Annotated in this window: 12 protein-coding genes; 6 read left to right on the plus strand and 6 right to left on the minus strand. The window is 73.0% G+C overall.

Translation table 11 applies throughout. The annotated features are described in order from the left end of the window. Positions 1-46: 46 nt before the first annotated feature. A complete protein-coding gene (locus QP089_RS40150; protein WP_285919363.1) occupies positions 47-925 on the plus strand; it encodes a LysR family transcriptional regulator in 879 nt (292 codons plus the stop codon). Here the strand turns inward: QP089_RS40150 and QP089_RS40155 are convergent. After that, positions 846-1,841: an EamA family transporter gene (locus tag QP089_RS40155; RefSeq protein ID WP_285919365.1), complete on the minus strand. Its 996-nt coding sequence runs from the start codon at positions 1,839-1,841 to the stop codon at positions 846-848. The two genes, QP089_RS40150 and QP089_RS40155, sit on opposite strands and share 80 nt — an antisense overlap. Positions 1,842-1,909: 68 nt before the next feature. On the opposite strand from QP089_RS40155, the gene QP089_RS40160 reads away from it, so the two are divergent. Both QP089_RS40160 and qcrB read left to right on the plus strand, forming a co-directional pair. Further along, entirely contained in the window at positions 1,910-2,764 is an 855-nt protein-coding gene (locus tag QP089_RS40160) for a LysR family transcriptional regulator (RefSeq protein WP_285919366.1), read from the plus strand. A 71-nt stretch (positions 2,765-2,835) separates the two neighbouring features. Beyond that, positions 2,836-4,482, plus strand: coding sequence for a cytochrome bc1 complex cytochrome b subunit (qcrB, locus tag QP089_RS40165; protein WP_285919368.1), 1,647 nt, complete (start codon positions 2,836-2,838; stop codon positions 4,480-4,482). Between the two features lie 37 nt (positions 4,483-4,519). Here qcrB and ctaD read toward each other — a convergent pair whose 3' ends face one another. The 3 genes from ctaD to QP089_RS40180 form a co-directional block, all read right to left on the minus strand. Then, positions 4,520-6,214, minus strand: coding sequence for an aa3-type cytochrome oxidase subunit I (gene ctaD / locus QP089_RS40170; RefSeq protein WP_285919370.1), 1,695 nt, complete (start codon positions 6,212-6,214; stop codon positions 4,520-4,522). A gap of 127 nt (positions 6,215-6,341) precedes the next feature. Next, complete coding sequence (locus QP089_RS40175; RefSeq protein WP_285919371.1) at positions 6,342-6,677, minus strand: DUF2795 domain-containing protein; 336 nt, start codon at positions 6,675-6,677, stop codon at positions 6,342-6,344. Positions 6,678-6,704: 27 nt separating this feature from the next. Then, entirely contained in the window at positions 6,705-7,922 is a 1,218-nt protein-coding gene (locus tag QP089_RS40180) for a zinc-dependent alcohol dehydrogenase (RefSeq protein WP_285919373.1), read from the minus strand. Positions 7,923-8,108: 186 nt separating this feature from the next. Here QP089_RS40180 and QP089_RS40185 point away from each other — a divergent pair, with 186 nt between their 5' ends. The 3 genes from QP089_RS40185 to QP089_RS40195 all read left to right on the plus strand — a co-directional run bounded on the left by QP089_RS40185 (position 8,109) and on the right by QP089_RS40195 (position 10,920). Next, positions 8,109-9,101, plus strand: coding sequence for a Dyp-type peroxidase (locus QP089_RS40185; RefSeq protein ID WP_285919375.1), 993 nt, complete (start codon positions 8,109-8,111; stop codon positions 9,099-9,101). Then, a complete protein-coding gene (locus QP089_RS40190) occupies positions 9,098-9,892 on the plus strand; it encodes a family 1 encapsulin nanocompartment shell protein (RefSeq protein WP_285919377.1) in 795 nt (264 codons plus the stop codon). The genes QP089_RS40185 and QP089_RS40190 overlap by 4 nt, the downstream gene beginning before the upstream one ends. Positions 9,893-10,041: 149 nt before the next feature. Further along, on the plus strand, positions 10,042-10,920 hold the full coding sequence (locus QP089_RS40195; RefSeq protein ID WP_285919379.1) for a MerR family transcriptional regulator: 879 nt from the start codon (positions 10,042-10,044) through the stop codon (positions 10,918-10,920). A gap of 55 nt (positions 10,921-10,975) precedes the next feature. Here the strand turns inward: QP089_RS40195 and QP089_RS40200 are convergent, their stop codons facing one another. Next, positions 10,976-11,449: an SCP2 sterol-binding domain-containing protein gene (locus QP089_RS40200; RefSeq protein WP_285919381.1), complete on the minus strand. Its 474-nt coding sequence runs from the start codon at positions 11,447-11,449 to the stop codon at positions 10,976-10,978. Positions 11,450-11,567: 118 nt separating this feature from the next. Beyond that, positions 11,568-12,854, minus strand: coding sequence for a PucR family transcriptional regulator (locus QP089_RS40205; protein ID WP_285919382.1), 1,287 nt, complete (start codon positions 12,852-12,854; stop codon positions 11,568-11,570). Positions 12,855-12,931 lie beyond the last annotated feature (77 nt).

The following is a 12,931-nucleotide window of genomic DNA, read 5'->3' on the forward strand; positions in this document are numbered from 1 at the left end:
CGCCGCGTTCGGAATATCCGAACGCTCCGCCGGGGTTGCCGTAGGCATGGAATTGCGGCAGCTGCGGACCTTCGAGGCCGTCATCGAGCACGGCACCGTCACCGACGCCGCGAACGCGCTCGGCCTCGCGCCGTCGTCGGTGTCGGAGCAGGTCCGGACGCTGGAGCGCTCCCTCGGCGTGGCGCTGTTCGAGCGCGGCCCGAAGGGGATGCGGCTGACCGGGGCGGGCGAGCGGATGCGCGCATGGGCCGGGCGGCTGCTGGCGCAGGCGGAGGAGGCGCGCCGCGAGGTCGCGGGCGAGCCCCCGGTGGTGCGGCTCGGCGCGCTGGAGACGATCGCGGCGACACATGTGCCCGCGGTGCTGGAGCGGGTCGCCGAACGGCGGCCCGGCCTGCGCGTCGAGGTCCGCTCGGACGCGGCCCGCGACCAGCTGCTCGGCGCGGTCGCCGGCGGCGACCTGGACGCCGCGCTGCTGCTGGACACCGGCACCGGCCTCGGCGACCTCGGCTTCGCCTCCCCGTCCGAACCGCTCGGCTTCCTCGACCTGGAGCCGGTGCCGCTCGCGCTGGTCGCCGCGCCGGGCCACCCGCTCGCCGAGGCCGCGCGGGTCGCCGCCGCCGACCTGGCGGGCGAGCGGCTCCTGGTGAACGTCCCGGCGTGCTCGTTCTGGCTGGCCGGGGAGCGGATCCTCGGGTCCGGCGTCGAGCGGGTGCGAGCGGGCAGCGTGACGGTCATGGCGTCCTGGGCGGAGCGGGGGCTCGGGATCGCGCTGGTGCCGGAGTTCGCCGTCCGGGAGCGGCTGGATGCCGGTTCCCTCGTCCGGCTCGCCCTCGACGCGCCCGACCTCAGCCTCCGCCTGGTGTGGCGCGCCGACCGCGAGTCGATGCCCGCCCTGCGCGAGGTGCTGTACGCGGCGAGCGCCTGATCGCGCGGTACCGGCCGGTCGGGGTACGCGCCGTCAGGACGCTGACGGAGTTCGCGGTGACGATGACGAGGATCGCGAGCCACTGCGTCCAGTGCAGCGCCTGCCCGAGGACGACGAGCCCCGCCACCGCCGCCAGCACCGGATTCACGCTCATGAACACGCCGAAGAAGCGCGCCGGGACGCGGCGCAGCGCGAGCAGGTCGACGGCGAACGGAACGGCCGACGACAGCACGCCCGCCGCGCCCGCGCACGCCAGCGCCCGCACCGTCGGCGGGTGCTGGACGAGCACGAACGCCCCGATCGGCACGAACACCAGCCCCGACAGCCCCGCCGCGGCGGCCGAACCCTCCGCGCCGGGCAGCGTCCGCCCGATGGTCCGGTTGAGCAGGATGTATCCGGCCCAGCAGCACGCGGCGAGCAACCCGAGGCCGATGCCGAGGAAGTCCGAGCTGGGCCGCGGCCGGGTCAGCGCCACCACCGCGGCGGCCACGACGACGGCGCAGGCCAGGTCGGTGCGGCGGCGCGAGCTCGCCAGCGCGACGGCCAGCGGCCCGAGGAACTCCAGCGTGACGGCCAGGCCGAGGCCCACGCGCCCGACGGCGGTGTAGAGCGAGAGGTTCATCGTGGCGAAGACCGCCGCGAGCGCCAGCACCGGCCGCCACTGAGCGGCGGTGAACGAGCGCAGCCGGGGCCGCCCGGCCGCCAGCAGGACGGCCGCCGCGACCCACTGGCGCACCGCCACCACCCCGGCCGGCCCGATGACCGGGAACGCCAGAGCGCCGACCGCCGCGCCGGTCTGGTTGGAAGCGGCGCTGGCCAGCATCATCGCCACGCCGGCCAGGCGGCCGTGCCCGTCCTCGGCCCGCACGTCCGGCCGCGGTTCCCCGCTCGCCTCGACAGAGGTTCCGGCCTTCATGCTCCGAGCATGCGGCGGCCGCGTCCTTGCGCAAAATGCATGCGCGAGCGCATCTATACGCTTGAGTCATGGATGTGGAGCTGCGGCAGCTAAGGGTCCTCGTCGCGATCGCGGACGCGGGCACGTTCACCGACGCCGCGATCGAGCTCGGCGTGTCGCAGGCGGCGGTGTCGCGCACCCTGGCCTCGCTGGAACGGGCGCTGGACGTCCGGCTGCTGCGCCGCACCAGCCGCAGCGTGACCCCGACCGCCACCGGCGTGCGGGTCCTGGCCAGGGCGCGGCGGCTGCTCGCCGAGGCCGACGACCTCGTGGCGGAGGCGACCAGCGGGCACGCCCGGCTGCGGATCGGGTACGCGTGGTCGGCGATGGGCCGGCACACCGTGCCGTTCCAGCGGCTGTGGCCCCGCCGGTGGCCGCACGTCGAGCTGCGGCTCGTCCGCACCAACACCGCGACGGGCGGGCTCGCCGAGGGCGCCTGCGACATCGCCGTCGTCCGGGTCGCGCCGGACCCGCGCCGCTTCGACTCCGTGGTCGTCGGGCTGGAGCGGCGGTACTGCGCGATGGCGGCGGACGACCCGTGGGCGCGGCGCCGCTCGGTCCGGCTCGCCGACATCGCGGGCCGCACCCTGCTCGTCGACCGCCGCACCGGCACCACCACCGTCGACCTGTGGCCGCCCGAGACCCGGCCCGCCACCCGGTACACCGCCGACATCGACGACTGGCTGGCCGCCGTCGCGGCCGGCGGCTGCGTCGGCGTCACCGCGCGCAGCACCGTCGACCAGTACCGGCGGCCCGGGGTCGTCTACCGGCCGCTGCGCGACGCCGCGCCCATCGCCGTCCGGCTCGCCTGGTGGCACGACGACCCGCACCCGGCGGCCCGGCACGCCGTCGAACTGCTCACCGAGCTGTACCGGGGCGACTGACCGCCGCCGTTTGTGGGACGCCCCCACGGGTACCCGCCCAGCGAAAACCCTGCTTGATCAGGAGGAGCGCTATGGCGGGACGGGACCGGGCCGACGGGCGGCAGCGGCTGCCGGCGGGCTGGCGGCTGGCGTACGGGGTCAACGACCGGCTCGGCTCCACCGAGTTCATGAGCCGGAACATCAAGAAGGCGTTCCCCAAGCACTGGTCGTTCCTGCTGGGCGAGATCGCCCTCTACTCGTTCATCGTCCTGATCCTCACCGGCGTCTTCCTGACCCTGTTCTTCAAGCCGAGCGGCACGGAGATCGTCTACGACGGCTCCTACACCCAGCTGCGCGGCGTGAAGATGAGCGAGGCGTACGCGTCCGCGCTGGACCTGTCGTTCGACGTGCGCGGCGGGCTGCTGATGCGGCAGATCCACCACTGGGCGGCGAACATCTTCCTCGCCGCGATCAGCGTCCACCTGCTGCGGATCTTCTTCACCGGCGCGTTCCGCAAGCCGCGCGAGGTCAACTGGCTGATCGGGGTCACCCTGTTCGCGCTGTCGGTGCTGGAGGGGTTCGCCGGCTACTCCCTGCCCGACGACCTGCTGTCGGGCACCGGGCTGCGCATCGCCGAGGGCATCCTGCTCTCGGTGCCGGTCGTCGGCACCTACCTGACCTTCTGGGCCTTCGGCGGCCAGTTCCCCGCCAGCGAGTCCTTCATCCCGCGGCTGTTCACCGTGCACATCCTGCTGGTCCCCGGCATCCTGCTCGCGCTGATCACCGCGCACCTGATGATCCTCTGGCACCAGACCCACACCCAGTGGCCCGGCAAGGGCCGCCGCGAGCAGGCGGTGCAGGGCGAGCCGACCTTCCCCAGCTTCCTGGCGCAGAGCGGCGCGTACTTCCTCTACACCTTCGGGTTCCTGGCCGGGCTGGCGGCGTTCGTGCAGATCAACCCGATCTGGCTGTACGGGCCGTACGACCCGGGCGAGGTGTCGTTCGGCTCGCAGCCCGACTGGTACATCGCCTTCCTCGAAGGCTCGCTGCGCATCATGGGACGGCTCTCGACGACGGTCGCCGGGCACACCGTCAGCTGGAACGTGCTGCTGCCGGCCGTCGTCCTGCCGATGGTGTTCTTCACCCTCATCGGGCTGTACCCGTTCTTCGAGCGATGGGCGACCGGGGACGAACGCGTCCACCACCTGCTCGACCGCCCGCGCAACGCCGCGACCCGGACGGCGATCGGCGCGGCCGTCATCGCCTGGTACGGGAACCTGTGGGCGGCGGGCGGCAACGACATCCTCTCCAACACCTTCAAGATCCCGCTGTTCTGGACGACGTGGTTCTTCCGGATCGGGTTCTTCGCCTTCCCGGTGCTGGCGTTCGCCGTCGCTCGCCGCGTCTGCCTCAGCCTGCAGCGCCGCGACCTGCAGCAGCGCGAGGAGGGCGTGGAGAGCGGCCTGATCTCGCTGACCCCGGAGGGCGGCTTCACCGAACGGCACGAGCGGCCGCGGCCGGAGCAGGCGGCGATCCTGCGGACCCGGCAGCCGCGCGAGCTGGTCGCGGCCTACCCGCACCACATCATCCCGCTGCCGACGCCCGGCCGCGTCCGGACCCAGGCCCGCACCCGCACCAACCGCTTCTACCTCAACTACCAGACCGAGTCCTACGGCGGCGGCCAGGGCGACCTCAAGCGCGACGGCGCCGTGGAGAAGGAGAAGAAGGACGACTCCTGACCCACCGCGGAGAACCCGCGCCGGTAACGGAACCGGGTCAGGCGGAGGAGTCGGCGGGGGGTTGCGGGAGGGCGGGTTCGGACTTCTGCGGGGAGTCCTTCGGCGGATAGTGCAGGTCGACCGCGGGACGGAAGGAGCGGATCCGCGGCATCGAGGTGAAGTTGTGGCGGGGCGGCGGGCAGGAGGTCGCCCATTCCAGCGAGCCGCCGAAGCCCCACGGGTCGTCGGTCTCGACGATCTCGCCGCGGCGGTGCGTCCGGTAGATGTTCCACAGGAACGCGAAGGTGGAGGCGCCGAGGATGAACGAGCCGATCGACGAGACGAAGTTCAGCGGGCCGAACTGGTCGGGGTAGTCGGCGATGCGGCGCGGCATGCCTTCGGCGCCGAGCCAGTGCTGGACGAGGAAGGTGGTGTGGAAGCCGACGAACAGGGACCAGAAATGGATCTTCCCCCAGGTCTCGTTCAGCTTCTTGCCGGTCATCTTCGGCCACCAGAAGTAGAACCCGCCGAACATCGCGAACACCACGGTGCCGAACAGCACGTAATGGAAATGGGCGACGACGAAATAGGAGTCGGTGAGGTGGAAGTCCATCGGCGGTGACGCCAGGATCACCCCGGTGAGCCCGCCGAACAGGAACGTCACCAGGAAGCCAATCGCCCACAGCATCGGGGTCTCGAAGGTGAGCTGGCCCTTCCACAGGGTGCCGACCCAGTTGAAGAACTTGATGCCGGTGGGCACGGCGATCATGAAGGACGTCATGGAGAAGAACGGCAGCAGGACCTGGCCGGTGGCGAACATGTGGTGCGCCCAAACCGTCATGGACAGCCCGGTGATCGCGATGGTGGCGCAGACCATGCCGAGGTAGCCGAAGATGGGTTTGCGGGCGAACACCGGGATGATCTCGGTGACGATCCCGAAGAACGGCAGCGCCACGATGTAGACCTCGGGATGGCCGAAGAACCAGAACAGGTGCTGCCACAGCAGCGCCCCGCCGTTCGCGCCGTCGTAGACGTGCGCGCCGAACTTGCGGTCGGCCTCCAGCGCGAACAGCGCGGCGGTCAGCACGGGGAAGGCGATCAGCACCATCACGCTGGTCAGCAGCGCGTTCCACGTGAAGATCGGCAGGCGGAACATCACCATGCCGGGGGCCCGCATCGCGATGATCGTCGCCATCAGGTTGACCGAGGTGAAGATGGTCCCGAACCCGGACACGATCAGGCCCATCACCCACATGTCGCCGCCCAGCCCGGGCGAGTACGTCGACGACGACAGCGGCGAGTAGGAGAACCAGCCGAACGCGGCGGCACCGCCCGGCATCAGGAAGCCGGCCAGCACGATGATCGCGCCGAACAGGAAGAGGTAATAGCTGAGCGTGTTGAGCCGCGGGAACGCCACGTCGGGCGCGCCGATCTGCAATGGCACGATCACGTTGGCGAACCCGGCGAACAGGGGCGTCGCGAACAGCAGCAGCATGATCGTGCCGTGGATGGTGAACAGCTGGTTGTACTGGAGGTTGTCCATCACCTGCAGGCCGGGCTTCATGAGCTCGGCCCGCATCAGCATCGCCATCAGCCCGGCGATCAGGAACATCGCGAACGAGGTGCCGAGGTACAGGTAGCCGACCATCTTGTGGTCGGTGGTGGCGAGAACGTCGCCGATCCTCGTCCCCTTGCGATGGCGCGCCAGTGCGTCGGCGGCGCTGGTGTCCGGCGTGCCCTGCACAGCCGTCATCCGGGCTCCCCTCCTCGGCCATTACCAACCGGTGGTAATGACCAGGGAAAGACCCTTCAAACGCGGGCACGGGCGGGCTCGGGCGCGCTCCCCGCGCCCGGGCCCGGAGGCGGGACGGTCAGAGCCGTCAGGGCTGCCAGTGCTCGCCCTCGTCGCCGCGCAGCTCGTCCTGGACGGGCGGGCGCTCGGTGTCGCGCATGTGCTCGGCGAGGCCGGGCTTGTTGTGGTGGCGCCGCTGGTAGGCATGCTCGGCCGGGGTGCGCCCGGGGTCGGGGTCGATCGGCAGCGAGCGCAGCACCTCGGCCGCGCTGCCGTAGGTGCCGAGCGGCAGCGACGACAGCGCCCGCTCGGCCTCGGTCAGCGGCCGCCGCGCGTGCGCGTGCTCGACGATCCGCTCCTTGCTGGCCGGGAAGGGCAGGTCCCCCAGCAGCTCCTCGACCTGCCTGGTGTCGGCGATCTTCATGGTGCTCCCCCCTGTCGCGGCCGGCCGTCAGCCGGAGACCTCCAGCGCCACCTTCGTCCAGCCCGGCTCGCGTCGGTCGAACGCCTCGTAGGCCTCGATGACCCCCGGCAGGCGCGCCTGCTGGGTGAGGATGGTGGTCGGGTCCGCGCCGCCCTTGGCGATGCGGCTGAGCAGCCCCGGCACGTACCTGCGGTGGTTGCAGTTGCCCGCCTTGACGGTCAGGTTCCGGTTCATCGCCAGGCCCAGCGGGAAGCTGGTGTAGTGCGGCGGGTACACCCCGACGATCCCGATCGTGCCGGCCTTGGCGACCATGTCCACCGCCCAGCGCAGCGCCTCGCCGGGCGCGTCGCCGGGGCGCCACTGCGCGCCGTCCTGGCCGGTGCGCGGCGCGGCCTGCGCCTGCTCGCGCTCGAACTCCCGCCGGTCCTCCCGGGTGATCGCCTCGGCGGCGGGACCGCTCGCCGGGCTCTCGGCGTCCACGCCGACCGCGTCGATCACGCGGTCCGCGCCGATGCCGCCGGTGAAGTCCCGGACGGCCTCGACCGGGTCCTCGGCGTTGAAGTCGATCGTCTCGGCGTTCTGCAGCCGCGCCGTCTCCAGCCGGTCGGCGTGCCCGTCCACGACGAACACCCGTCCGGCGCCCTGGATCCGGGCCGACAGCACGGCGAGCTGCCCGACCGGCCCGGCGCCGAGCACCGCGACGGTGTCGCCGGTGCCGACCTCGGCGAGCCGGGCGCCGAACCAGGCGGTCGGCAGGATGTCGCTGACCATCAGCGCCTGCTCGTCGGTGACGCCGGGCGGGATGGCGACGAGGTTGGTGTGCGCGTACGGGACGCGCGCGTACTCGGCCTGCAGCCCGTCGAACGGGCCGGTCGACCGCGGGCCGCCGTAGAACGACGTGCCGGCGGACGGGCCGTTGGGGTTGGCGACGTCGCACTGGGCGTAGTAGCCGGCGCGGCAGTACGAGCACCGGCCGCAGCCGATCGTGGACGGGATGACGACGCGGTCGCCGGGCACGAAGTTGCGGACGTCCGGCCCGGTCTCCTCGACGATGCCGACGGCCTCGTGCCCGAGGACCGTGCCCGGCTCCATCCCGGGCATCGTGCCCCTGACGAAGTGCAGGTCCGTCCCGCAGATCGCGCTGGCGGTGATCCGGACGACCGCGTCCTCGGGGCCGCGGACGGCCGGGTCGGGCACCTCGTCCAGGCTGATCTTGCCGACGTCGTGCCAGACCACTGCCCTCATGGCTCTGCTCCTCCCTCGCGGGACCTGGTCCTGTCCGCCCTTCCCGCAGCTCACCGCCCAAACCCGGGTGTCGCGGACGCCGGTGTCCGGCCGGGGCGGCGGCCACCGGATAATGGGGGCCGCACACCGCGACCTCTCCCAGGAGCCGCCCATGACACGCCCGTCCCGGCCCGCGCGGGCCCGCCGGTGAGCGCGCCGCGCGCCGGCGCGTCGCAGGAGGTGCTCGGGCCGCTGACCGGCTCGGCGATCTTCCTGGTGGTCACCGTCGACCCGGGCGGCGAGCCGGTGGTCGCCGAGCTGCTGCCCGACCTCGCCGGGCTGGTCCGCGCGGTCGGCTTCCGCGTGCCGGGCGGCGGGCTGACCTGCGTCACCGGCATCGGCTCGGACGCCTGGGACCGGCTGTTCTCCGGCCCCCGCCCCGCCGGGCTGCACCCGTTCACGGCGCTGGCCGGCGACGTGCACACCGCGCCCGCGACCCCCGGCGACCTGCTGTTCCACATCCGCGCGCACCGGATGGACCTGTGCTTCGAGCTGGCCGCGCAGATCATGGAGCGGCTGGCCGGCGCGGTGACCGTCGTGGACGAGGTGCACGGGTTCCGCTACTTCGAGCAGCGCGACCTGCTCGGCTTCGTCGACGGCACCGAGAACCCCACCGGCGACGACGCCCGCGCCGCCGTCGTCATCGGCGACGAGGACCCCGGGTTCGCCGGCGGCAGCTACGTGATCGTCCAGAAGTACCTGCACGACATGCGGGCGTGGAACGCGCTGACGGTCGAGCAGCAGGAGGACGCGATCGGCCGCCGCAAGCTGTCCGACATCGAGATCCCCGACGACCTGAAGGCGCCGGGAGCGCACGTCGCGCTCACCACGATCACCGGGCCGGACGGCGAGGAGCGCGAGATCCTGCGCGACAACATGCCCTTCGGCAGCCTGCGGGACGGCGAGTTCGGCACGTACTTCATCGGCTACTCCGCCACCCCGGAGGTGACCGAGGAGATGCTGCGGAACATGTTCCTCGGCGACCCGCCCGGCGTGCACGACCGGCTGCTGGACTTCTCGACCGCCGTGACCGGGACCCTGTTCCACGTCCCCGCGGCCGACTTTCTGGACGACCCGCCCCCGCTTCCCAGCGACGACGGATCCCTGGGCATCGGCGACCTGAAGAGGAGCGCGCTTTGAACAACCTGCACCGCGAACTGGCCCCGATCTCCGCCGCCGCATGGGAGGACCTGGAGGCGGAGATCCGCCGCACCGTCACCCGCAACCTGGCGGGGCGGCGGCTGGTGGACGTGCCGGACGCGGGCGGCGTGGCGCTCGCGGCCGTCACCACCGGGCACCTCGACCCGATCGACGCGCCCGCCGACGGCGTCCGGGCGCACGTGCGGCGGGCCCGTCCGCTGGTGGAGCTGCGGGTGCCGTTCACCGTCGACCGGCGCGACGTCGACGACGTCGAGCGCGGCGCCAAGGACCCGGACTGGCAGCCGGCCAAGGACGCCGCCCGGCTGATCGCCCGCGCCGAGGACAGGGCGGTCTTCGAGGGGTACGCCGCGGCCGGCATCGAGGGGCTGCGCGCGGCGTCGGCCAACCCGGCGATCGCGCTGCCGGCCGAGCCGCGCGAGTACCCGAACGCGGTCGCGCAGGCCGTGACGGCGCTGCGGCTGGCCGGGGTGGACGGCCCGTACTCGCTGGCGCTCAGCGCGGACGCCTACACCGCGGTCAACGAGACCTCCGACCACGGCTACCCGATCCACGAGCACCTGGCGCGGCTGGTCAGCGGCGACATCGTCTGGGCGCCCGCGATCTCCGGCGCGTTCCTGCTGTCGACGCGGGGCGGCGACTTCGAGCTGCGCATCGGGCAGGACCTGTCGGTGGGCTACGAGTCCCACGACGCGACGAGCGTCCGGCTGTACCTGCAGGAGACGTTCACGTTCCTGACCTACACCGCCGAAGCGGTCGTCGCGCTGGGCTGACGGGCGGTCCGCGTTCCGGCCGCGCGCCGCCGCCGATCACCGCCGAACGTGCCGTGAATCCGCGGCCCATGACTCGATGGACCGCGGATAACCGCGCCAGCGGCGGTGAGTACGATGAGCGGATCGATCGCCGACTCGAAGAGACGGGCATGGCTGACTACCGAATCGACGACCTGGCGCGCGCGGCCGGCACGACGGTCCGGCACGTGCGCGGCTTCCAGGAGCGCGGCCTGCTCCCGCCGCCCCGGATGAAGGGCAGGGTCGGCTTCTACGACGACACCCACCTGGCGCGCATCCACCTCATCACCCGGCTCAAGGACCGCGGCTACACGCTGGCGAGCATCGGCGAGATGCTGTCGGCGTGGGAGCGCGGCCACAACCTGGCCGACCTGCTCGGGCTGGAGCGGGTCATCCACGACCCGTGGTCGGACGAGGAGCCGGTGCGGATGACGCTCGCGCAGGTCGTCCGGCGGTTCTACCCCGACGTCCCGGAGGAGGCGCTCGAGGGCGTGAAGCCCGCCGACTTCCCGAAGCTGCGGCGCGCGGAGGAGCTGGAGTTCATCCGGTGGACGGGCGAGGAGTACCTGGTGCCGAGCCCGCGGCTGTTCGAGGTCGGTGCGGGGCTCGTCGAGGCCGGGATCGAGCTGGACGCGGTCCTGGAGATCGCCGGCCGGCTGCGCGGCGACGTGGACGCCATCGCCCGGCAGTTCGTCCGGCTGACGGTGGAGCACGCCGGGCTGGACGCGCGGCTCGGCGACCTGGACATCCGCGAGGTCGGCGAGGTGATCCGCCGGCTGCGGCCGATCGGCATGCAGGCGGTCCAGGGGCTGCTGGCGCGGTCGCTGCACGCCGAGATCCAGGCCGAGTTCATCCGGCAGATCGAGGAGATCGGGCCCACTCCCCCGCCCCGGGACCCGGCTCGGGCCCCGACTCGGGAGCCGGTCCGGCGCGCCGCGGAACGGCCGGCGCCGATCGTCGCCGCGCAGGACGGCGGGACCGCGCGCGACGTGCCCGACGTCCAGGTGTGACGCGCGGCCCCGCGCCCGGAATCCGGGCGGGGGCCGGTTCGGCGGCCGGGACCGGTCAGTAGTCGAACCAGCCGGGCAGCTTCGCGCCGAACATCATGTCGCCGGACAGCTTGATCTTCCCGGTCATGAAGCCCTGGACGCCGTTCAGCCGGCCGGCGCACAGCCGCAGCAGCGTCGGCACCGACAGCGTGAGGGTCACCGCCGGGCCGGCCGGCGCGCCGCGCTCGCCGATGGCGGCGCCGTCGCGGATCACCAGCCCGTAGGACAGCGTGCCGCCCGGCGCGGTGACGTCCCAGCGGACCACGCCGCCGTCGTTGCCGGCGCGTTCGGCGACGAAGTGCTCGCCCATCAGGCCGAACACCTTGTCCAGGACGTCCTCGGGGCCGACGGCCGCGACGAACCCGTCGATCATCCCGTCGTCCACGCCGGGCGTGTCGAGCAGCTCGCGGAGCTGCTCCGGGGAGGCGACGTTCTCCAGCAACGCCTTCAGCTGGTCGGCGTCTCCGAGGTCGGGCACGGTGCTGCTCATGGCAATTCCCTCCGGTCGAGGCGGCGCGTTCACGCGTCCGACGATTCCAGGGCCGCGACCGCCGGATAACTGCACCGGGGACGAAAACGCGAGGTACGGCACTCACCTTTTGGAAGGTTTATGCGCGGGCCCTCGCGGGGGCGTTCTGGAACCAGTCGGGCTCCCCGCCGGGGCGGGTGGTCGCGTGCCACAGACGCAGCGCCATCAGCAGCTCGACGTGCAGCGACGGGTCATGGATCTCGTCGCCGAACCATTCGTCGAGTTTGCGCATCCGCAGCCGGACGGTCTGCGCATGGACCTGCAGCCGGGCCGCCGCGGCGGAGGCGTTGAATCCGCATTCCAGCATCGCCTGAAGGGTCCGCGCATACTGCGTGCGACGATTCGGCCGGACTTTCAGCAGCGGTCTCAGCCGGCGCCGCGCGGAATCCTCGACGAGGTCGCGGTGGCGCAGCACGAGCAGGGTCGGCGCGTGGTCGGCGGCGATGATCGGCCCTTCACCGGGCGGCTCGCCCGGCCGCGCATCCTCCAGAACCCCGTCGAGGACTCCGTCCAGGGCCAGGCCGAGCGCCTGCCGCGCCCAGGCCAGCGACCGGCCGAGCGCGGCCGGCGCGACGGCCGGGCCGACGGCCGCTGCGCGGCCGGCCAGGAGCGGCTCCAGCGCCCGCCGGTGCGCCGGTTCCTGCGGGTCGGGGACGATCAGGCACGGCTCGGCGAGGTGCCGGCCGTCCAGCACCTGCGGCGGGAGGGCGTGCGGGCGGGCGGGGACCGTTCCGGGGGCCAGCGCGACGGCGGCGGCGCGGTGCGGCAGCGGCCATCGCGCGTCGCGTGCCAGGTCGGCGATCCATCGGTCGTCGGCCTCGGGGCGGGCGAGCAGCGCCTCCAGCAGCTGCCGGCGGCGGCGCAGCAGCAGCCCGGCAGGGTCGCGGGACGCCTCGGCGCGGCCTTGCGCGACGGCGACCATCAGCCAGTTCAGGAACGGGAAGAGGGCGGAGACGACCTCTCCGTACAGGCCGGGCGGCACCTCGGCGTCCAGCGAGTCGGCGACCCGGGAGAGGTGCCGGACGGCGACGCGGGTCGCGACGTTCGCGGCGTTCTGCAGGACGCTCGCGGCGCGCCCTTCCTGCACCTCGGCAGCACCGATCCGGCGGTAGAGGGACAGGAGGTCCTCCGGCGGCGGGCCGGGCCGGGCGACCAGGTCGGCGAACGCGCCGATCGCGCATCCGGCGGCGAGATCCAGGGCGTCGCGGCACTCCGGGCCGGCGTACTCGGGGACCGCCCGGCGCACCTCCTCGACGGTCTCCGCCACGATCGCGGGCACGGCCGCGCGCAGCGCGGCGGCGAGGACGCGGCGCAGGTCCATCGCGGCGTGAGGGTCGAGTTCGATGGCGTTGCCGGGAGCGCTCATCAGCTCACGTCCCCTCCCGACGGCGCCGTGGCCGGGCACCGTATCGCCGATCTATGTACCGCAAATTAACGGAACAA

Source organism: Actinomadura opuntiae (genome assembly GCF_030283205.1).
Taxonomy (GTDB): domain Bacteria; phylum Actinomycetota; class Actinomycetes; order Streptosporangiales; family Streptosporangiaceae; genus Spirillospora.

Coding starts and splice junctions, on each gene's coding strand:
- QP089_RS40150 (WP_285919363.1), top strand. CDS start 47: ATGGAATTGCGGCAGCTGCGGACCTTCGAGGCCGTCATCGAGCACGGC.
- QP089_RS40155 (WP_285919365.1), bottom strand. CDS start 1,841: ATGAAGGCCGGAACCTCTGTCGAGGCGAGCGGGGAACCGCGGCCGGAC.
- QP089_RS40160 (WP_285919366.1), top strand. CDS start 1,910: ATGGATGTGGAGCTGCGGCAGCTAAGGGTCCTCGTCGCGATCGCGGAC.
- qcrB (WP_285919368.1), top strand. CDS start 2,836: ATGGCGGGACGGGACCGGGCCGACGGGCGGCAGCGGCTGCCGGCGGGC.
- ctaD (WP_285919370.1), bottom strand. CDS start 6,214: ATGACGGCTGTGCAGGGCACGCCGGACACCAGCGCCGCCGACGCACTG.
- QP089_RS40175 (WP_285919371.1), bottom strand. CDS start 6,677: ATGAAGATCGCCGACACCAGGCAGGTCGAGGAGCTGCTGGGGGACCTG.
- QP089_RS40180 (WP_285919373.1), bottom strand. CDS start 7,922: ATGAGGGCAGTGGTCTGGCACGACGTCGGCAAGATCAGCCTGGACGAG.
- QP089_RS40195 (WP_285919379.1), top strand. CDS start 10,042: ATGGCTGACTACCGAATCGACGACCTGGCGCGCGCGGCCGGCACGACG.
- QP089_RS40200 (WP_285919381.1), bottom strand. CDS start 11,449: ATGAGCAGCACCGTGCCCGACCTCGGAGACGCCGACCAGCTGAAGGCG.
- QP089_RS40205 (WP_285919382.1), bottom strand. CDS start 12,854: ATGAGCGCTCCCGGCAACGCCATCGAACTCGACCCTCACGCCGCGATG.